Source organism: Acidovorax sp. Leaf160, from assembly GCF_001424265.1.
In the GTDB taxonomy this organism is placed as follows: Bacteria; Pseudomonadota; Gammaproteobacteria; order Burkholderiales; family Burkholderiaceae_C; genus Paracidovorax.
Window position 1 is genome coordinate 68,728 of sequence record NZ_LMOV01000024.1, and the last position, 16,841, is coordinate 85,568.

Annotated in this window: 19 protein-coding genes; 10 read left to right on the forward strand and 9 right to left on the reverse strand. The window is 67.9% G+C overall.

Annotated features, from left to right (window positions below; translation table 11 throughout):
- Window positions 1-165 precede the first annotated feature (165 nt).
- The 5 genes from ASF94_RS13925 to betA all read left to right on the forward strand — a co-directional run bounded on the left by ASF94_RS13925 (window position 166) and on the right by betA (window position 5,246).
- A complete protein-coding gene (locus ASF94_RS13925; protein ID WP_082493298.1) occupies window positions 166-1,116 on the forward strand; it encodes a choline ABC transporter substrate-binding protein in 951 nt (316 codons plus the stop codon).
- A gap of 123 nt (window positions 1,117-1,239) precedes the next feature.
- Window positions 1,240-1,710, forward strand: a complete 471-nt coding sequence (locus ASF94_RS21890; protein WP_056667460.1) for a TorF family putative porin — start codon at window positions 1,240-1,242, stop codon at window positions 1,708-1,710.
- Window positions 1,707-2,042 (forward strand): TorF family putative porin, encoded by a 336-nt coding sequence (locus ASF94_RS21895; RefSeq protein ID WP_056667462.1) that lies wholly within the window; start codon window positions 1,707-1,709, stop codon window positions 2,040-2,042. The genes ASF94_RS21890 and ASF94_RS21895 overlap by 4 nt, the downstream gene beginning before the upstream one ends.
- A 68-nt stretch (window positions 2,043-2,110) precedes the next feature.
- Window positions 2,111-3,565, forward strand: a complete 1,455-nt coding sequence (gene betB / locus ASF94_RS13940) for a betaine-aldehyde dehydrogenase (protein ID WP_056667466.1) — start codon at window positions 2,111-2,113, stop codon at window positions 3,563-3,565.
- Between the two features lie 13 nt (window positions 3,566-3,578).
- A complete protein-coding gene (gene betA / locus ASF94_RS13945) occupies window positions 3,579-5,246 on the forward strand; it encodes a choline dehydrogenase (protein WP_056667469.1) in 1,668 nt (555 codons plus the stop codon).
- A gap of 142 nt (window positions 5,247-5,388) precedes the next feature.
- On the opposite strand, the gene guaB is transcribed toward betA, so the two are convergent.
- On the reverse strand, window positions 5,389-6,864 hold the full coding sequence (gene guaB / locus ASF94_RS13950; protein ID WP_056667471.1) for an IMP dehydrogenase: 1,476 nt from the start codon (window positions 6,862-6,864) through the stop codon (window positions 5,389-5,391).
- Between the two features lie 104 nt (window positions 6,865-6,968).
- Between guaB and ASF94_RS13955 the strand changes: the two genes are divergently transcribed.
- Window positions 6,969-7,529 carry a DUF4124 domain-containing protein gene (locus tag ASF94_RS13955; protein ID WP_056667474.1) on the forward strand — a complete coding sequence of 187 codons (561 nt, stop codon included), beginning with the start codon at window positions 6,969-6,971 and terminating at the stop codon, window positions 7,527-7,529.
- 138 nt (window positions 7,530-7,667) lie between these two features.
- Here ASF94_RS13955 and ASF94_RS13960 read toward each other — a convergent pair whose 3' ends face one another.
- Together ASF94_RS13960 and ASF94_RS13965 are read right to left on the reverse strand one after the other, a co-directional pair.
- On the reverse strand, window positions 7,668-8,009 hold the full coding sequence (locus ASF94_RS13960; RefSeq protein ID WP_056667477.1) for an RnfH family protein: 342 nt from the start codon (window positions 8,007-8,009) through the stop codon (window positions 7,668-7,670).
- Entirely contained in the window at window positions 8,002-8,442 is a 441-nt protein-coding gene (locus ASF94_RS13965) for a type II toxin-antitoxin system RatA family toxin (RefSeq protein WP_056667479.1), read from the reverse strand. The genes ASF94_RS13960 and ASF94_RS13965 overlap by 8 nt, the downstream gene beginning before the upstream one ends.
- 139 nt (window positions 8,443-8,581) lie before the next feature.
- On the opposite strand from ASF94_RS13965, the gene smpB reads away from it, so the two are divergent.
- Entirely contained in the window at window positions 8,582-9,055 is a 474-nt protein-coding gene (gene smpB, locus ASF94_RS13970; protein WP_056667482.1) for an SsrA-binding protein SmpB, read from the forward strand.
- Window positions 9,056-9,123: 68 nt separating this feature from the next.
- Here the strand turns inward: smpB and ASF94_RS13975 are convergent, their stop codons facing one another.
- A complete protein-coding gene (locus ASF94_RS13975; protein ID WP_056667485.1) occupies window positions 9,124-9,339 on the reverse strand; it encodes a hypothetical protein in 216 nt (71 codons plus the stop codon).
- A gap of 14 nt (window positions 9,340-9,353) precedes the next feature.
- On the opposite strand from ASF94_RS13975, the gene ASF94_RS13980 reads away from it, so the two are divergent.
- The 3 genes from ASF94_RS13980 to ASF94_RS13990 are packed head-to-tail and all read left to right on the forward strand — an operon-like array spanning window position 9,354 to window position 11,176.
- A complete protein-coding gene (locus ASF94_RS13980; RefSeq protein ID WP_056667488.1) occupies window positions 9,354-9,734 on the forward strand; it encodes a hypothetical protein in 381 nt (126 codons plus the stop codon).
- A 42-nt stretch (window positions 9,735-9,776) separates the two neighbouring features.
- On the forward strand, window positions 9,777-10,316 hold the full coding sequence (locus tag ASF94_RS13985) for a sigma-70 family RNA polymerase sigma factor (RefSeq protein ID WP_056667489.1): 540 nt from the start codon (window positions 9,777-9,779) through the stop codon (window positions 10,314-10,316).
- A 17-nt stretch (window positions 10,317-10,333) separates the two neighbouring features.
- Entirely contained in the window at window positions 10,334-11,176 is an 843-nt protein-coding gene (locus tag ASF94_RS13990; RefSeq protein WP_056668114.1) for an anti-sigma factor, read from the forward strand.
- A gap of 81 nt (window positions 11,177-11,257) precedes the next feature.
- Here the strand turns inward: ASF94_RS13990 and ASF94_RS13995 are convergent, their stop codons facing one another.
- From ASF94_RS13995 to rbfA, 5 genes are all read right to left on the reverse strand, one after another.
- Window positions 11,258-12,367: an enoyl-CoA hydratase/isomerase family protein gene (locus ASF94_RS13995; protein ID WP_056668116.1), complete on the reverse strand. Its 1,110-nt coding sequence runs from the start codon at window positions 12,365-12,367 to the stop codon at window positions 11,258-11,260.
- 32 nt (window positions 12,368-12,399) lie between these two features.
- Window positions 12,400-13,299, reverse strand: a complete 900-nt coding sequence (locus ASF94_RS14000) for a DMT family transporter (RefSeq protein WP_056667492.1) — start codon at window positions 13,297-13,299, stop codon at window positions 12,400-12,402.
- Window positions 13,300-13,498: 199 nt separating this feature from the next.
- Window positions 13,499-15,322, reverse strand: a complete 1,824-nt coding sequence (typA, locus tag ASF94_RS14005; protein ID WP_056667495.1) for a translational GTPase TypA — start codon at window positions 15,320-15,322, stop codon at window positions 13,499-13,501.
- Complete coding sequence (truB, locus tag ASF94_RS14010) at window positions 15,319-16,323, reverse strand: tRNA pseudouridine(55) synthase TruB (protein WP_056667498.1); 1,005 nt, start codon at window positions 16,321-16,323, stop codon at window positions 15,319-15,321. Before truB ends, typA begins: the two co-directional genes overlap by 4 nt.
- A complete protein-coding gene (gene rbfA, locus ASF94_RS14015) occupies window positions 16,320-16,697 on the reverse strand; it encodes a 30S ribosome-binding factor RbfA (RefSeq protein WP_056667501.1) in 378 nt (125 codons plus the stop codon). Before rbfA ends, truB begins: the two co-directional genes overlap by 4 nt.
- Window positions 16,698-16,841 lie beyond the last annotated feature (144 nt).

Below are 16,841 nucleotides of genomic sequence, written 5' to 3' on the forward strand. Positions count from 1 at the left end.
GGCGCCGAGCACTCCCGCCATGGCCTGCGGTCGCCGAATGCAGGCCCCCGATGCCGACAGGAGACAAACGCAGGTCGGATTCTGAACATCCGCACATTACCAGCATGGAACAGTAGGGGCCTTGCTACCTCCGCCCGCCTCCTGCAGCACACCCAAGGTACTTCCATGCGCTTCGACCGATTCTGCCGGGCCGCCTCGACGGCCGCCTTCATCTTGGCTTGCATGGGCACCGCTCAGGCCACTGACGCACCCGCCTGCCAGCAGGTGCGCTTCGCCGACGTGGGCTGGAGCGACATCGCCGCGACCACCGGCCTGGCCTCGGTGGTGCTCGAAGGCCTGGGCTACAGGCCCACGGTGACCATCGCCTCGGTGCCCATCACCTTCTCGGGCCTCAAGACCCGGAAGATCGACGCGTTCCTGGGCTACTGGAACCCCAGCATGACGTCGATGATCGAACCTTTCGTCAAGGCAGGGCAGATCAAGGTGCTCGACCCAGCCAACCTCGTGGGCGCCAAGTACACCCTGGCGGTACCCGAGCCGCTCTACAACAAGGGCCTCAAGACCTTCGACGACATCGCCAAGTTCCGCAAGGAGCTGGATGGCCAGATCATCGGCATCGAGCCGGGCAACGACGGCAATGCGCTCATCAAGGGCATGATCGACAAGAACCAGTTCGGCCTCAAGGACTTCAAGCTGGTCGAATCCTCGGAAGCCGGCATGTTGGCCGAGGTGCAGCGCGCCATCCGCATGCACAAGGACGTGGTCTTCCTGGGCTGGGAGCCCCATCCGATGAATGTGCAGATGAAGGTCCGTTACCTCGAAGGAGGCGACGAGGTCTTCGGCCCCAACTTCGGCGAAGCCAAGGTCTACACCGCACTGCCTCCCGACTACGAGACCCGCTGCCCCAACGTCGGCCAGTTGCTGCGCAACCTGCGCTTCACGACCGAAATGGAGAACCAGGTCATGCTGGGCATCGTCGGCAAGGGCCGGCCCACCGACGTGGCCCGCACCTGGCTCAGGAAGAACCCCGACGTGCTCGACTCCTGGCTCAAGGACGTCAAGACTTTTTCTGGCGGCGATGGCCTGAGCGCCGTCAGGAAGAGCCTGGGGCTGTGACGCCCCGGACCTGATCAAAGCCCGCATCACCGCTGCCCTTGCCCCCATGGAGCGATGCCGAATGGCGCCGCCCGGGCTGCGCCCCGCACCCCGTCCAACCGCTGCCTCATACGAGACCTTGCCGTGAAGCCCGCCCACCTCACCTTCCTGTCCATCACCCTGAGCGCCAGCCTGGTGACGATGCTTTCGGCGCCCGCCCAGGCCCAGGCCCAGACCGCCGCCGCCGCGCCCGAGGCCTCGCGCATCGCCGGCAACTTCGCGATCACCAGCAACTACGTGTCGCGCGGCTTCACGCAAAGCTGGGGCAAGCCGGCCGTGCAGGGCGGCATCGACTACGCCCACGCATCCGGGTTGTTCCTGGGCACCTGGGCATCCAGCATCAGCGGCACCGAGTTCCGAGGCGGCAGCACCGAATGGGACATCTACGGCGGCTACAGCGGCACGCTGGCCGACGTCGGCTACACCGCCGGCCTCTACCAGTACCTCTACCTGGGCAGCAGCTCGCCCCTGGTCGACGGCCGCAAGTACAACTACACCGAAGTGAAGCTGGGCGTGAGCAAGGGCCCCTGTCCTTCAACACCTTCATCACGGTGAGCAAAGACTATTTCGGCACTTTCGACGACGGCCGCGGCTCGCTCTACCTCGACTTCAACTTCAACCCCGAGCTGGGCGACGGCTACACCTTGCTGACCCACGTGGGCACAGGCATCCTGGCCCATCATTCCGGAGCCAACTGGGTGGACTACAAGCTGGGCCTGTCCAAGGCCCTGCCCGGCAGCTGGACGCTGAGCGGTGCCCTGACCTATGCCTCCGACAAGGACAGGTTCTGGATCGGCTCGAATTTTGCCGCGGATGCCAGCGGCAACACCCTGGGCAAACGCCTGGGCAAGCCCGCGCTCGCGCTGACCCTGAGCAAGACCTTCTGATCGATTCCTGCTTCCTTCCCGATCCCTGCATGAACGGGCCGACCGCATGGCCGAGCCCCCTGCCTCCCATGACCCTCTCCATTTTCAGCTTCATCGCAGGCCAGCTGGTCCACGGCCAGGGCCCGTCCTTCGACAACCTCAACCCGGCCACCGGCAGCTCCATCGGCCATTTGCACGAGGCCGGCGAAGCCGACGTGGCCCAGGCCGTGGCGTCGGCCCGGGCGGGCCAGGCCGAATGGGCGGCGATGGGCGGGGCCGAGCGGGGCCGCATCCTGATGCGCGCCGCCGTCCTGCTGCGCGCCCGCAACGACGAACTGGCCGCGCTGGAGGTCATGGACACGGGCAAGCCGCTGCAGGAGGCGCTGGCGGTGGACGTGGTCAGCGGCGCCGACTGCATCGAATACTTCGCCGGCGCCGCAGCCACGCTCACCGGCCAGCAGTACCCTTTCAAGACGGCCCTGGCCTACACCCGGCGTGAACCGTTGGGCGTGTGCGTAGGCATAGGCGCGTGGAACTACCCCATCCAGATCGCCTGCTGGAAATCGGCACCCGCGCTGGCCGCCGGCAATGCAATGATCTTCAAGCCCTCCGAGCTGACGCCGATGAGCGCCGTCAAGCTGGCCGAGATCTACCTCGAAGCCGGCGTTCCCCCCGGGGTCTTCAACGTGCTGCAAGGCAAGGGGACCACCGGCGCCCTGCTGGTCGCCCATCCCGACGTGGCCAAGGTGTCGGTGACCGGCTCGGTGCCCACGGGCAAGCGGGTGATGGCCGCCGCTGCCGACACGCTCAAGCGCGTCACCATGGAACTGGGCGGCAAGTCGGCGCTGGTGGTGTTCGACGATGCCGATCTGGAGCAGGCCGTCTCGGCAGCCATGCTGGCCAACTTCTACACCCAGGGCGAGATCTGCACCAATGGCACACGGGTGTTCGTGCAGCGGGGCCTGCACGGCCGCTTCCTGGCCCGCCTGGCGGAGCGCACGGCCTTGCTGCGCGTGGGCGACCCCATGGACCCACTCACCGAGGTGGGGGCGATGATCTCCGCCGCCCATGGCGACAAAGTGATGTCCTACATCGCCAGCGGCCTGGCCGAAGGCGCGCGCCTGGTGCTGGGCGGCCGTGCCGTGGACGTTCCCGGCTGCGGCGGCCGCTTCGTGGCACCCACCATTTTTTCCGACTGCCGTGACGACATGCGCATCGTCAGGGAAGAAATCTTCGGCCCGGTGATGAGCGTGCTGACCTTCGACGACGAAGACGAAGTGGTGCGCCGCGCCAACGCCACGCGGTTCGGCCTGGCCAGCGGCGTGTTCACGCAGGACATCAAGCGCGGTCACCGCATGGCAGCCCGCCTGCAGGCGGGCCTCTGCTGGATCAACAACTACAACGTGACCCCGGTGGAGATGCCTTTCGGCGGCATCCGCGAGTCGGGCATCGGCAGCGAGAACAGCATGCTGGCGCTGGAGCACTACACCCAGGTCAAGACCGTGTACGTCGAGTTGGGCGACGTGGCCTGCACCTATCGCTGAGAGGGCCCCGGAAGTGATCAACGAATTCGACTACATCATCGTCGGCGCCGGCTCGGCCGGGTCGGTGCTGGCCAACCGCCTGACCGAAGACGGAGAGGTGAGCGTGCTGGTGCTGGAAGCCGGTCCGGCAGACCACAGCCTTTTCATCCACATGCCCTCGGCCTTCGCCTATCCGCTGGCCAACGACAAATACAACTGGTACTACCACACGGAGCCCGACCCGTTCATGAACGGCCGGCGCATCTACTGCCCGCGCGGCCGGGTGCTGGGCGGCTCCTCGTCGATCAACGGCATGGTGTACATCCGCGGCCACGCGCTGGACTACGAAGGCTGGGCCAGCCACGACGGCCTGGCCCACTGGTCCTACGCCGACTGCCTGCCCTACTTCCGCAAGGCCGAGACCCGCGCCAAGGGCGGCGACGCCTACCGGGGCGACAGCGGCCCGCTGCACGTGTCCACGGGGGCATGCCGGAACCCTCTGTACGAGGCCTTCGTCGCCGCAGGCCAGCAGGCCGGCTACCCCTACACCGCCGACATGAACGGCCACCAGCAGGAAGGCCTGGGGCCGATGGACATGACGGTCCACAAGGGCCGCCGCTGGAGCACCGCCATGGCCTACCTGCGTCCGGCCATGAAGCGGCCCAACCTGAGTGTGCGCACGCGTGCGCTGGTCACCCGCATCCGCTTCGAAGCACACGACGGCACGCCCCGCGCCGCCGGCGTGGAGGTGCGCAACGGCCACCACACCGACTTCATCCGCGCGCGCCGCGAGGTGCTGCTGTGCGGCGGCGCCATCAACTCGCCCCAGTTGCTGATGCTCTCCGGCGTGGGCGACCCCGATGCGCTGCGCGCCCTGGACCTTCCCGTGTACAGCGCCCTGCGCGGCGTAGGCCAGAACCTGCAGGACCACCTCGAAACCTACGTGCAGTACGCCTGCAAGGAGCCGATCACCCTGTACTCGGCCATGAATCCGCTGGCCAAGGCGCGCATCGGGGCCGAATGGCTGGTGCTTGGCACCGGCCTGGGGGCCACCAACCACTTCGAGGCCGGCGGCTTCATCCGCAGCGAAGCGGGCGTGCAGCACCCGGACCTGCAGTACCACTTCCTACCCATGGCCATCAGCTACGACGGCACTGCGCCAGCCAGCTTTCACGGCTTCCAGGCACACGTGGGCCCCATGCGGCCCACCAGCCGTGGCCATGTGAAGCTGCGCTCGGCCGACCCCACGGCCGCGCCCGAGATCCTGTTCAACTACATGAGCACCGAACAGGACCGCAAGGAGATGCGCGCCGGCGTACGCCTTACGCGCGAGATCTTCGAGCAAGCCGCGTTCGACCGCTTCCGTGGCAAGGCCGTCTCGCCCGCGGAAACGGTGAGGACGGACGCGGAGATCGACGCCCACATCCGCGAGCATGCCGAGAGCGCGCTGCACCCTTCATGCACCTGCCGCATGGGCACCGACGAGAGGGCGGTAACCGATGGCGATGCCCGTGTGCATGGCGTGGACGGCCTGCGCGTGGTGGACGCCTCCATCATGCCGGACGTGGTCAGCGGCAACCTGAATGCGCCGGTGATCATGATGGCGGAAAAGCTGGCCGACGTCATCCGCGGCCGCCCCCCGCTGCCACGGTCCACCGCGCCTTACTGGGTCCACCCGCACTGGCAGACCCGGCAGCGCTGAGCTGCGGCAAGAAAGGCGCCCGGCACCGGCCTGGGGGACCTGGGACAAAGCTTCTCGCGGGCAGGCCAGGGGGCAGAGGCCGGAAACGACAAAGGCCCGAACACCGCTTTTGCGTGGGTTCGGGCCTGTGGATGCCGATGGGTCAGTCGGCGCGGTAGTTGGGGGCTTCCTTGGTGATCTGCACGTCGTGGACGTGGCTCTCGCGGATGCCGGCGGTGGTGATCTCGACGAACTCCGCCTTGTCGTTCATGTCCTGGATGGTGGCGCAACCGCAGTAGCCCATGGCTGCACGCACGCCGCCAGCCATCTGGAAGACGATGGAGACCATCGAGCCCTTGTAGGGCACGCGGCCTTCGATGCCTTCGGGCACCAGCTTGTCGGCATTGGGGTTGCCGGTGCTGGATTCCTGGAAGTAGCGGTCGGCCGAGCCCTGCTGCATGGCACCGATGGAGCCCATGCCGCGATAGCTCTTGTAGCTGCGGCCCTGGAACAGGATGACTTCGCCCGGCGCCTCTTCGGTGCCGGCGAACATGCCGCCCATCATGATGGTGCTGGCGCCGGCGGCCAATGCCTTGGCGATGTCGCCGCTGTAGCGGATGCCACCGTCCGCGATCAGCGGCACGCCGGTGCCCTTGAGGGCCGTGGCGACGCTGTCGATGGCCATGATCTGCGGCACGCCGACGCCTGCCACGATGCGCGTCGTACAGATGGAGCCGGGGCCGATGCCGACCTTGACCGCATCGGCGCCTGCCTCGACCAGCGCCAGGGCTGCCGCGCCGGTGGCGATGTTGCCGCCGATCACGTCGACTTGCGGATAGTGCTTCTTGACCCAGCGCACGCGCTCGATCACGCCGTGGCTGTGGCCGTGGGCGGTATCGACCACGATGGCATCGACGCCGGCCTTGACCAGCGCTTCCACGCGTTCTTCGGTGCCCTCGCCCACACCGACCGCCGCACCCACCCGCAGGCGGCCCGAGGCATCGCGTGCGGCGTTGGGGAAGCTGGTCTGCTTGGTGATGTCCTTGACGGTGATCAGGCCCTTGAGCTCGAAGGCGTCGTTCACGACCAGGAGCCGCTCGAGCTTGTGCTTGTTCAGCAGGGCCTTGGCCTGCTCAGGCGAGGTACCGTCCTTCTCGTTGACCGTGACGAGCTTCTCGCGCGGCGTCATGATCTCGTGCACCTTGACGTCGTAGCGCGTCTCGAAGCGCAGGTCACGCCCGGTGACCAGGCCGACGACCTTGCCGCCGTCGCACACCGGAAAGCCCGAGATGCCCAGTTGCTCGGACAGCTGCAGCACCTGCAGCACGGTGTGCTGGGGGGTGATGACCACCGGATCGCGCACCACGCCCGACTCGTAGCGCTTGACCTTGGCCACATGGGCCGCCTGTTCCTGCGCGGTCAGGTTCTTGTGGACGATGCCGATGCCGCCTTCCTGCGCGATGGCGATCGCCAGGCGCGCTTCGGTCACCGTGTCCATGGCGGCGGACACGAGCGGAAGATTCAGTTGGATATTGCGGGAAAGTTTCGTCGCGAGGGACGTGTCCTTGGGCAGGACCTGGGAGTACGCTGGCACCAGCAACACATCGTCGAAGGTGAGCGCTTTTCCAAGAAGGCGCATGAGAAGGCTCCAAAAGGCGGATTGTACCCGTGCCCACGCAGCGGAACGCGGTGCAGGGACGCTCGCGCTGGTGCGCACGCGGCGGCGCAGATAAACTGCGGCGCATGACAAAGCACAAGCTGGTTCTGTTGGCCGTGGCCTGCACCTGGGCCCTGGGCGCTTCCGCGCAGTGGCAGTGGGTGGACAAGGACGGACGCAAGGTTTTCAGCGACCGCCCGCCTCCAGCCGACACGCCGCAGGCCAGCATCCTCCAGCAGCCCCGCGGCACAGCGCGCGCCCCTGTCCCGGCAGCGCCCCCTGCTGCGGCGGCCGCTCAGGACGGCGGCGTGGCCGTGTCGCAACCGGCGGGCGCCCCGCCGGGCCAGCAGGCGGCACCCGCCCCCCGCCCTGCCGGGAAGGACGAGGCGCTGGAAAAGAAGAAGGCCGAAGCCGAGGCCGCCGAAGCCGCCAAAAAGAAGGCCGAGGCCGACCGCGTGGCCAAGGCGCGTGCCGACAACTGCGCGCGGGCTCAGCAGGCCAAGTCCACCCTCAATTCCGGCCAGTTGCTCTCGCACACCAATGCCAAGGGCGAACGCGGCTTCATGGACGACGCCACCCGGGCGGCTGAAACCCGTCGCGCGGACTCGGTGATCGCGTCCGAGTGTGGCCCGGCCGCAGCGCGCTGACCTCCCGGCCACCGCCGGGTGCGTGGGCACTCGTCTGCCCTCGGCACCCCGGCTCTGCCCCCCGCGCGACCTCTGCGGCCACTGCGGCCACTGAGGCCACTGCGGCCCAGCCCTGCCGGCGCTTGTTGCTGACGCCGCTCAGTAACCCGCCTTGGCCCCCGGCCGGCGATCCGCGAACAGGCCCGCCCCGCGTGCGCCCTGGCGCGCGAAGCGCTGGCGGCGCGCAACCTTCGGGTCCACCAGGAGGGCCCGGCACCACTCCACGCGGTCCTGGTCCCGCAGAGTCTGCGCCGGCAGCGCGGCACGCCCCCACACGCTGCTGGAGAACCGCTCATCTTCCGGGTCCAAGCCGCAGGCCCGCAGCGCTTCGGCCACAGAAGCGCCAGAGGCCAGCTCCAGCGCCCACTCCCGCACCTCGCCCCGGGCCGGGGACGTGACCACGGCCACCTGGATCGTGGGAGGGCCGGCCTGTTCAGCCATAGACCTGCTCGGCCCGCTTGATGAACGCATCCACCATGGTGCTGGCGATGCGGTCGAACACCGGCCCGACCAGGGCGGCCAGTGCTGCGCTGTCGAAACCGTATTGCAGCTGCAGTTCCACCCGGCAGGCGCGCTGCGTGCCGTCGCCCACGGCGTGGAACTGCCACAGCCCTTCCAGTTGGGAGAACGGGCCTTTCACCAACTGCATCTGCACGCTGCGGCCCGGCACGTGCGTATTGCGCGTGACGAACGACTTGCGGATGGCGCCCAGGGCGATGCCGACTTCGGCCGTCATGGTGTCGCCTTCTGTCTCCAGCACGGCGGCGCGGTCGCACCACGGCAGGAATTCGGGATACTTCGCCACATCCGTCACCAACGCGAACATTTCTTCGGGGCTGTACCAGATCAGGACGGACTTGTTGACGGTTTTCATGGAGGGGAATGATAGGGACCCGCAGGGCCCCTTCGGGTGGGACGGCTTCCAGACGTGCCTGGCCTAAAATCCTGTGAGCGAGACGACAACAATTGTAGGGAGGCCTTTGAACTCCCGATTCGCGCCGCATCTGACAACCATGGCCAAAAAACCCGAAACATCGTCCCGCATCGCCGACAACAAGAAGGCCGCCTACAACTACTTCTTCGAGGAGCGCCTGGAGGCGGGCCTGGTGCTGCAGGGCTGGGAAGTCAAGGCGCTGCGCGAAGGCAAGGTGCAACTCACCGATGGCTATGTGCTGGCGCGCGGCGGCGAGCTCTTTCTGATCGGCTGCCAGATCAATCCGCTCAAGACGGCATCGACCCACGTCAACCCCGAAGCTGCCCGCACCAAGAAGCTGCTGCTGCACAAGGAGCAGATCGAGAAGCTGGTGAACAAGGTGGACCAGCGGGGCTACACCCTGGTGCCGCTCAACCTGCACTGGAAGGACGGCCGCGTGAAATGCGAGATCGCGCTGGCCAAGGGCAAGGCCGAACACGACAAGCGCGACACCATCAAGGACCGCGAAGGCAAGCGCGAGGTGGAGCGCGCCATGAAGACCCACAACCGCTGAATCCGCGCGGCCCATGCACGGGCCACGGACCCACAGGCTCCGGGTGAGTCGGGTCAGGTCAGGTCAGGTCAGGCAGCCCCCAGCATCCCGCCCTCCTGGCTCACTAGCTTCAGCGCATCGATCACGTCGGCGAGGTCGTCGGCGTAGCCCTCGCCCCGCCAATGGAAACTGAGCGAGCGGCCGGGCGCGGCGCGGATTTCTTCCGCAGCCGTGGAATAAACGGGCAAGCTCGGGTGTTCATGCAGGTGCAGGGTGGCCATCGCCGCGCCTGCCCAACCTTCCATTCCCTGGAGAATCCATGAAGACCACCCTGACCCTCGCCACTTTCGCTGCCTTCACCGCCCTCGCCGGCTGCTCCACCATGGAGACCCAAGCTCCGGCGCAAACCGTGGACGGCGTGCTGGTCGGCGCCAACGGCATGACGCTCTACACCTTCGACAAGGACACGGCCGGCAGCGGCAAGTCGACCTGCAACGGGCAGTGCGCCGTCAACTGGCCGCCGCTGATGGCAGGCACCTCGGCTCCCACGGCTCCGAACTACTCGGTCGTCCAGCGCGACGATGGCGGCCGCCAGATCGCCTACAAGGGCAAACCGCTCTACTACTGGGTCAAGGACGCCAAGCCCGGCGACAAGACCGGCGACGGCGTGAACAAGGTCTGGCGCACCGCGACGCCCTGATCGCTGGCCCCCCGGCCGCCCCCCCCCCCGCACTGGCCCGCCATGGACCGCGCCCAGGTGTTGGACCAACTGCCCGGCCTGCGCCGCTATGCGCGCATGCTGACGGGCGACCGCTGGGCGGCCGACGACCTGGTGCAGGACACGCTGGAGCGTGCCTGCCGCAAGTGGCTGCTGTGGCGCAGCGGCACCGATCTGCGGGCGTGGCTCTTCACGCTCATGCACAACCTCTATCTCAACCAGCGCCGCGGCATGGCCGCGCTGCAAGTGCTGGACTTGCACGATGCCGCGGCCGAGCTGCCTGCCGCCGTCCCCACTGGCCACGACACGGTGCTGGACCTGGAGCGCTGCCTGCAGCGCCTGCCCGCCGACCAGCGGGCCGTGCTGCTGCTGGTGACGGTGGAAGACATGGCGTATGCCGAGGTGGCGCGCGTGCTGCAGGTGCCCGTCGGCACCGTGATGTCGCGCCTGTCACGGGCCCGGGCGCGCATGCGCGACTGGATGGAGGAAGCCAGCAGCGCCCGCCCTGCCCCGCCGCCATCGCCGCAGGCGGGCACGCCGCCTGCGCTGCGGCGCCTGAAATGAAGAGCGAGCGATCCGTCATGACACGCACCGCGCCCTCCGCCCCCCTGCCTGAGAAAGACCTCGACGACGCACACCTGCACGCGCTGGTGGATGGCCAGTTGCCGCCCGCAGCAGCCGATGCCGCGCGCGCGCGGCTGGATGCCCACGCCCTTGGCCGCGTGGCCGACTGGCAGCGGCACCGCGACGGGCTGCGCGCCCTGCATGCGGCGCTGGACCCAGGCGAAGTGCCGCCCGCATTGCACCAGGCCGCCGAACGGCTGCAGGGCCAGCACGAACGCCAGGCCCGGCAGGCCCGGTGGGGCCGCTGGGGCGGCATCGCGGCCGGCTGGATGCTCGCCTTCGGGCTGGGCTGGGGATTGCACGGCCACGGAAGCGGCGACGCTGGGGACCCGCCCATGGCCTTCGTGCGCCAGGCCGCCGTGGCGCATGCCGTGTTCCAGCCCGAACAACGCCACCCGGTCGAGGTCACCGCCGCTCAGCAGGACCATCTGGTGCAGTGGCTGTCCAAGCGGCTGGGCCGGCCGCTGGCTGTGCCGCTGCTGTCGGCGCAGGGCTTCGATCTGATGGGCGGGCGGCTGCTGCCGGGCGGCGACGGCGCGCGGGCGCAGTTCATGTACCAGAACGCGCAGGGCCAGCGCATCACGCTGTATGTGGGCATGGTGGATGCCGACGCAGGTGCCGACCGAGGTGCCACCCCACAGCGCGCAGCCGAAACGGCCTTCCAGTTCCACGAGGAAGGCGCCGTCTCCAGCTTCTACTGGGTGGATCAGGGCTTCGGCTACGCGCTGAGCGGCGAGCTGCCCCGCGCCGCGCTGCTGGCGGTGGCCACGGCGGTTCACCAGCAGCTGGTGAAGCACTGAGGCAGGCTCAGCGCGTCCCCCGCGCGCAGCGCGCCGCATCGCGGAGAAGACCGGCTCAGCGTCGCCCCAGGCTGAGTCCAGTCAGCCCGAGAGGGCTGCCAGCGGATGGGCCTGCGCAGGCCAAGGGCTCTGGAAGAAAGCCTGCACCACCGCTGGCGACACGTCTTCGATCCGCGACGGGTTCCAACGCGGCGCATGGTCCTTGTCCACCGCCAGCGCGCGGATGCCTTCCAGCGTCTCGCTCTGCCCCGGCCGCAGGTAGAAGCAATGGCGCACCATGTCCCGCTCCATCCGCAGGTCGTCGGCCAGGTTCATGGTGCGGGCGCGGCGGATCTGCTCCAGCACCACGAACAGCATCAGGGGCGAGCGGTGGCGCAGCGTGGCAGCCGTCGCCTGGCACCATTCGTCATCGCCAGCAGCCTCCAGCGCCGCGACGATGGCAGGCACGTCGCTCAAGCCAAAATATTGGTCAATCTTGGCTTGGGCGCTTATTCCGCCTGCATCCTCTGCTATCAATTTTGATTCAACCCACTGCTGCACGGCCGCCCCGTCGGCGAACGACTGCGTGCCCAGAGCCTCCCACACGGCCGGTTGGTCGGCGGATGCCATCGTGCCGTCGGCCAGCCGGGCAGCCACGGCATCGGCGGCGCCGATGGTGTTGCCCGTCAGCGCCAGCCATTCCCCCACCGCGCCGGGGCAGCGCGAGAGGAAGTAGCCGCCGCCCACATCGGGAAAGAGGCCGATGGCCGTCTCGGGCATGGCCATCTTCGTGCGTTCGGTGACGATGCGCAGGCTCGCGCCCTGGCTGATGCCCATCCCGCCGCCCATCACGATGCCGTCCATGAAGGCGATGTAGGGCTTGCGGTACTGGTGGATCAGGTGGTTGAGCGCGTATTCCTCGGTGAAGAAGTCTTCCAGCTGCGGGTTGCCTTCGCTGCCGGCCCGGTGCAGGAAGCGGATGTCGCCGCCCGCGCAGAAGGCGCCAAAGGCGCCTTCCTTGTTGCTGCCGCGGATCGCCACGGCCAGCACCTGCGGGTCCTGCTGCCACGCCAGCAGCGTGCGCGTGAGTTCGCGCACCATGCCCAGCGACAGCGCATTGAGCGCCTTTGGGCGGTTCAGCGTGATGAAGCCCACGCCGCCCCGCACTTCAGTCACCACCTCGGGCGCCGTGGCGCCTACCCCAGCGGGCATGCCGGTGTTCGTTCCTGTATCCGTCTTGTCGTTCATCGTGCTTCTTTCCAGCCCCACAGTTCATTGCACATCAGCGCGCCGATCACCAGCGCGCCACCCGTCAGCACGGCGGCCGTGGGCCGCTCGCCCGCGCCCAACCATGCCAGCACGATACCGAAGATCACTTCCAGCAGACCCAGCAGCGCGATCTCCGGCGCCTTCAGCACCTGCCCGCAGCGCACGACCAGCACGCAAGGCAGCGCCAGTTGCACCACGCCCAGCAGGGCCAGCAGCATCAGGTCATGGGCGGAGGCCTGGAACGGCAGCGCGACGGGCAGCGTCGCCAGCGTGGAGAGGACTGCCCCCACCAGCACGGCCGGCGCCAGATCGACCGCCTGGCCGTGCCGCTGCGAATGCTGCACCACCGTCCAGTTGACGGCAGCGGCCACGGGCACGCACAGCGCCACCACCGTGCCCAGCACCGGCAGCCCGGCGACCTGCGCGCCGTACATCCAGCCGATGCCCAGGCCCGCCACGCCGATCGCCACCCAGGTGCGGGGTGCGATGCGGTGCCCGATGAACGCCCAGGCGAAAACGGCCGTGAGCAGCGGGCCGACCGCCATCGTGACCAGCACGTTGGCCACCGGCATCAAGAGAATGGCCACCATGAAGGCGGTGAACATCACGCTCCAGCACAGGCCCGACACCCACAGCGCCCGGCCGCCCCGACGCATGGACGCGAACACTGCGCGCCCCTGCAGGGCCGGCAGGATGGCGATGAGCGCCACCACGGTGAAGAAGCTGCGCCAGAAAGTCACCTCGAAGCTGCGCGCCGCTTCCAGATGGCGCGTCACCACGCCGGCGATCGACCACATCAGCGTGATCGCCACCATCAGCCACACCGCTCTGCCGTGGGTGAGCGCACCCCACGACCCTGCCGCCCTGCCTGCCATGCCACGACTCCAGCGCCGGCCCTCATGACGAAGCCGGGCGCAGTTGGTTTGGAAAATTCACGATCCCGTTGCGAGGCCTGCATTCTCCGCCGGCCCCCGCAAAAAAGGGTGCGTCCCCTTGCAGTGGACGCACCCTTTTTCGATATTCCGGGCCTTCGTCAGGCCCACCGCAGCACTGGCGTGCCGGCGGTGCCCCCGATCAGGAACGGGCAGCGCGCTTGCGCTCGTTTTCCGTCAGGAAGCGCTTGCGCAGGCGCACGCTCTTGGGCGTGATCTCGACCAGCTCGTCGTCCTCGATGAACTCGACGCCGTATTCCAGCGTGAGGTCGATCGGAGGCGTGATCTTGATCGCGTCTTCCTTGCCCGAGACACGGAAGTTGGTCAGCTGCTTGGTACGCGTGGCGTTCACGATCAGGTCGTTGTCGCGGCTGTGGATGCCGACGATCATGCCTTCGTACACCGGGTCGTTCGCCTTCACGAACATGCGGCCGCGGTCGTCCAGCTTGCCCAGGGCGTAGGTGAAGATTTCACCGTCGTCCATGGAGATCAGCACGCCGTTCTTGCGGCCGCCGATGTCGCCCTTGTGCGGCTCGTAGCTGTCGAAGATGTTGCTGATGAGGCCGGAGCCGCGCGTCAGGTTCAGGAATTCGTTGGTGAAGCCGATCAGGCCCCGCGCCGGAATGCGGTATTCCAGGCGCACGCGGCCACGGCCGTCCGATTCCATGTTGACCAGCTCGCCCTTGCGCTCGCCCAGGGCCTGCATCACGCCGCCCTGGTGGCCTTCCTCGATGTCGGCCGTGACCAGCTCGATGGGCTCGTGCCGCACGCCGTCGATGTCCTTGAACACCACGCGCGGCTTGGAGACGGCCAGCTCGTAGCCTTCGCGGCGCATGTTCTCCAGCAGGATGGTCAGGTGCAGTTCGCCCCGGCCCATCACTTCGAAGATGCCTTCCTCGTCGGTTTCCTTCACGCGCAGGGCCACGTTGTGCTGCAGTTCCTTCTGCAGGCGGTCCCAGATCTGGCGGCTGGTGACGAACTTGCCTTCACGGCCGGCCAGCGGCGACGTGTTCACGCAGAAGTTCATCGTCAGCGTGGGCTCGTCCACCTTCAGCATGGGCAGCGGTGCGGGGTTCGCCGGGTCGGTCACGGTCACGCCGATGCCGATGTCCTCGATGCCGTTGATCAGCACGATGTCGCCAGGGCCGGCCAGCGGGGTCTGCATGCGGTCCAGGCCCTGGAAGGTCAGCACCTGGTTGACGCGGCCCTTGACGCTCTTGCCGTCGGGGCCTTCCATGACCAGCACGTCCTGGCCGGGCTTGATGGTGCCCTGGCTGATGCGGCCCACGCCGATGCGGCCCACGAAGGTGGAGAAGTCCAGCGCCGAGATCTGCAGCTGCAGGGGAGCCGAGGCGTCACCGGAGTTCGGTGGCACGTGCTTCAGGATGGTGTTGAACAGGGCCGACATGTCGGGGCCCCACTGCTCGCCCGGCGCGCCTTCTTCCAGCGAAGACCAGCCGTTGATGCCCGAGGCGTACACCACGGGGAAGTCGAGCTGCTCGTCGGTCGCGCCCAGCTTGTCGAACAGGTCGAACGCGGCGTTCACGACCTTGTCGGGGTTGGCGCCCGGCTTGTCGACCTTGTTCACCACCAGGATCGGGCGCAGGCCCAGGGCCAGGGCCTTCTTGGTCACGAAGCGCGTCTGGGGCATGGGGCCTTCCTGCGCGTCGATCAGCAGCACCACGCTGTCCACCATCGACAGGGCGCGTTCCACTTCGCCGCCGAAGTCCGCGTGGCCCGGGGTGTCGACGATGTTGATGTGCGTGCCTTCCCAGCTCACGGCGCAGTTCTTGGCCAGGATGGTGATGCCGCGTTCCTTTTCGATCGCGTTGTTGTCCATCACGGTATCGACGACCTTTTCGTGGTCGGCGAAGGTGCCGGACTGGCGCAGCAGCTGGTCGACCATGGTGGTTTTGCCGTGGTCAACGTGCGCGATGATGGCGATGTTGCGAATTTGTTTGCTCATAGTGCTTCCAATGTGCCGCGCTCCGTAGTCCGCGGTGGGTTTCCGATATCGATGATCTGTTGAATTTCGAGCGGGCTCAGGAGCCGGTCCGGCACCAGCTCGCCTGCGGTGATGTGCCCCACGCCCAGCAGGGCGTGCGGCTGGTGGCCGAACACGGCCACGGCGGGGGCGTCGGGCCAGGTTCCCCGGCGACGCACGCCCGACAGGAATCGGCCCGCATTCTCGCTGTCCAGCGTGACACGGGCGTGCTGCGGCAGCAGCGTCTCGACCGGGTGCACGCACGCCAGCCGGTCGTCCTCTGCCATCGCCTCCAGCGCGGCGAGGGTGATGCAGCGATCCAGCCCCAGGCCGCCGGTGTCGGTGCGCCGCAGGAACGTCAGGTGCGCACCGCAGCCCAGCGCCCGCCCGATGTCCTCGCCCAGCGTGCGAATGTAGGTGCCCTTGCTGCAGTTTACTATCATTTTTATAGCAAACTGTCCTTGATCCACGGGCGCGAGAGCCAGTTTCAATGCATGAATGGTGACATCCCGCGCGGGACGCTCCACCTCGATGCCTTCGCGGGCATATTCATACAGTGCCCGGCCGTCCTTCTTGAGCGCGCTGTGCATCGGCGGCACCTGCTGGATCGGCCCGGTGAACTGCCGCTCCACCTCGGCCAGCCGCGCGTCGCCGAGCTGCGCCGGATCGACCTCGCGGCGCTCCAGCACCTCGCCCTCGGCATCGCCGGTGGACGTGGTCACGCCCAGCAGCGCGATGGCTTCATAGGTCTTCGGCGCGTCCAGCTGCAGCTGGCTGAACTTGGTCGCCGCGCCGAAGCACAGCGGCAGCACGCCGCTGGCAAGCGGATCGAGCGTGCCGGTATGGCCGGCCTTTTCGGCGCGCAGCAGCCACTTCGCCTTCTGCAAGGCGTCGTTGCTGGAAAAGCCCAGCGGCTTGTCGAGCAGCAGCACTCCGTGCACCGGGCGCCGCTGCACCCGGATGCGGGGAGCACGTGCGTTCATGCTGGCTCGTCGTCTTTGGAGCGGGAAGCCACGGCGCGCGCGATCAATGCGTTCATGTCGGCCGCGCGCTCGGTGGTGCGGTCGAACATGAAATGCAGCGTGGGCACGGTATGGATGTGCAGGCGCTTGAACAGGCCGTTGCGCAGGAAGCCGGCGGCCTGGTTCAACGCGTCCTGGGTGGCCTGCTGGTCGCCCACGAGCACGCTGAAGAACACCTTCGCGTGTGCGTAGTCGGGCGTGACTTCCACGGCCTGCAGGGTCACCATGCCGATGCGCGGGTCCTTCAACTCGCGGATCAGCTCGGTCAGGTCGCGCTGGATCTGATCCGCGACCTTGAAGCCCCGGTTGGGGGTGGAGGATTTCTTGGCTGCCATAGGTTCTCAGAACTCCGCAGAATCATCGCGCCCCGCCGGCACCCTGCGCCCGACCCCAAAGGGGCCGCGGCGCAGGCCATGCCGGCGGACGCCGTGGGACTGGCTTGGCCAGGCCCCGGGCGTCGCCCCCCCGGCGGGGGAAGG

Excerpts from the sequence above, each read along its gene's own strand:
- ASF94_RS13925 (WP_082493298.1), top strand. The coding sequence starts at position 166 with ATGCGCTTCGACCGATTCTGCCGGGCCGCCTCGACGGCCGCCTTCATC.
- betB (WP_056667466.1), top strand. The coding sequence starts at position 2,111 with ATGACCCTCTCCATTTTCAGCTTCATCGCAGGCCAGCTGGTCCACGGC.
- guaB (WP_056667471.1), bottom strand. The coding sequence starts at position 6,864 with ATGCGCCTTCTTGGAAAAGCGCTCACCTTCGACGATGTGTTGCTGGTG.
- ASF94_RS13955 (WP_056667474.1), top strand. The coding sequence starts at position 6,969 with ATGACAAAGCACAAGCTGGTTCTGTTGGCCGTGGCCTGCACCTGGGCC.
- ASF94_RS13960 (WP_056667477.1), bottom strand. The coding sequence starts at position 8,009 with ATGGCTGAACAGGCCGGCCCTCCCACGATCCAGGTGGCCGTGGTCACG.
- ASF94_RS13965 (WP_056667479.1), bottom strand. The coding sequence starts at position 8,442 with ATGAAAACCGTCAACAAGTCCGTCCTGATCTGGTACAGCCCCGAAGAA.
- smpB (WP_056667482.1), top strand. The coding sequence starts at position 8,582 with ATGGCCAAAAAACCCGAAACATCGTCCCGCATCGCCGACAACAAGAAG.
- ASF94_RS13975 (WP_056667485.1), bottom strand. The coding sequence starts at position 9,339 with ATGGAAGGTTGGGCAGGCGCGGCGATGGCCACCCTGCACCTGCATGAA.
- ASF94_RS13980 (WP_056667488.1), top strand. The coding sequence starts at position 9,354 with ATGAAGACCACCCTGACCCTCGCCACTTTCGCTGCCTTCACCGCCCTC.
- ASF94_RS13985 (WP_056667489.1), top strand. The coding sequence starts at position 9,777 with ATGGACCGCGCCCAGGTGTTGGACCAACTGCCCGGCCTGCGCCGCTAT.
- ASF94_RS13990 (WP_056668114.1), top strand. The coding sequence starts at position 10,334 with ATGACACGCACCGCGCCCTCCGCCCCCCTGCCTGAGAAAGACCTCGAC.
- ASF94_RS13995 (WP_056668116.1), bottom strand. The coding sequence starts at position 12,367 with ATGCCCGCTGGGGTAGGCGCCACGGCGCCCGAGGTGGTGACTGAAGTG.
- ASF94_RS14000 (WP_056667492.1), bottom strand. The coding sequence starts at position 13,299 with ATGGCAGGCAGGGCGGCAGGGTCGTGGGGTGCGCTCACCCACGGCAGA.
- typA (WP_056667495.1), bottom strand. The coding sequence starts at position 15,322 with ATGAGCAAACAAATTCGCAACATCGCCATCATCGCGCACGTTGACCAC.
- truB (WP_056667498.1), bottom strand. The coding sequence starts at position 16,323 with ATGAACGCACGTGCTCCCCGCATCCGGGTGCAGCGGCGCCCGGTGCAC.
- rbfA (WP_056667501.1), bottom strand. The coding sequence starts at position 16,697 with ATGGCAGCCAAGAAATCCTCCACCCCCAACCGGGGCTTCAAGGTCGCG.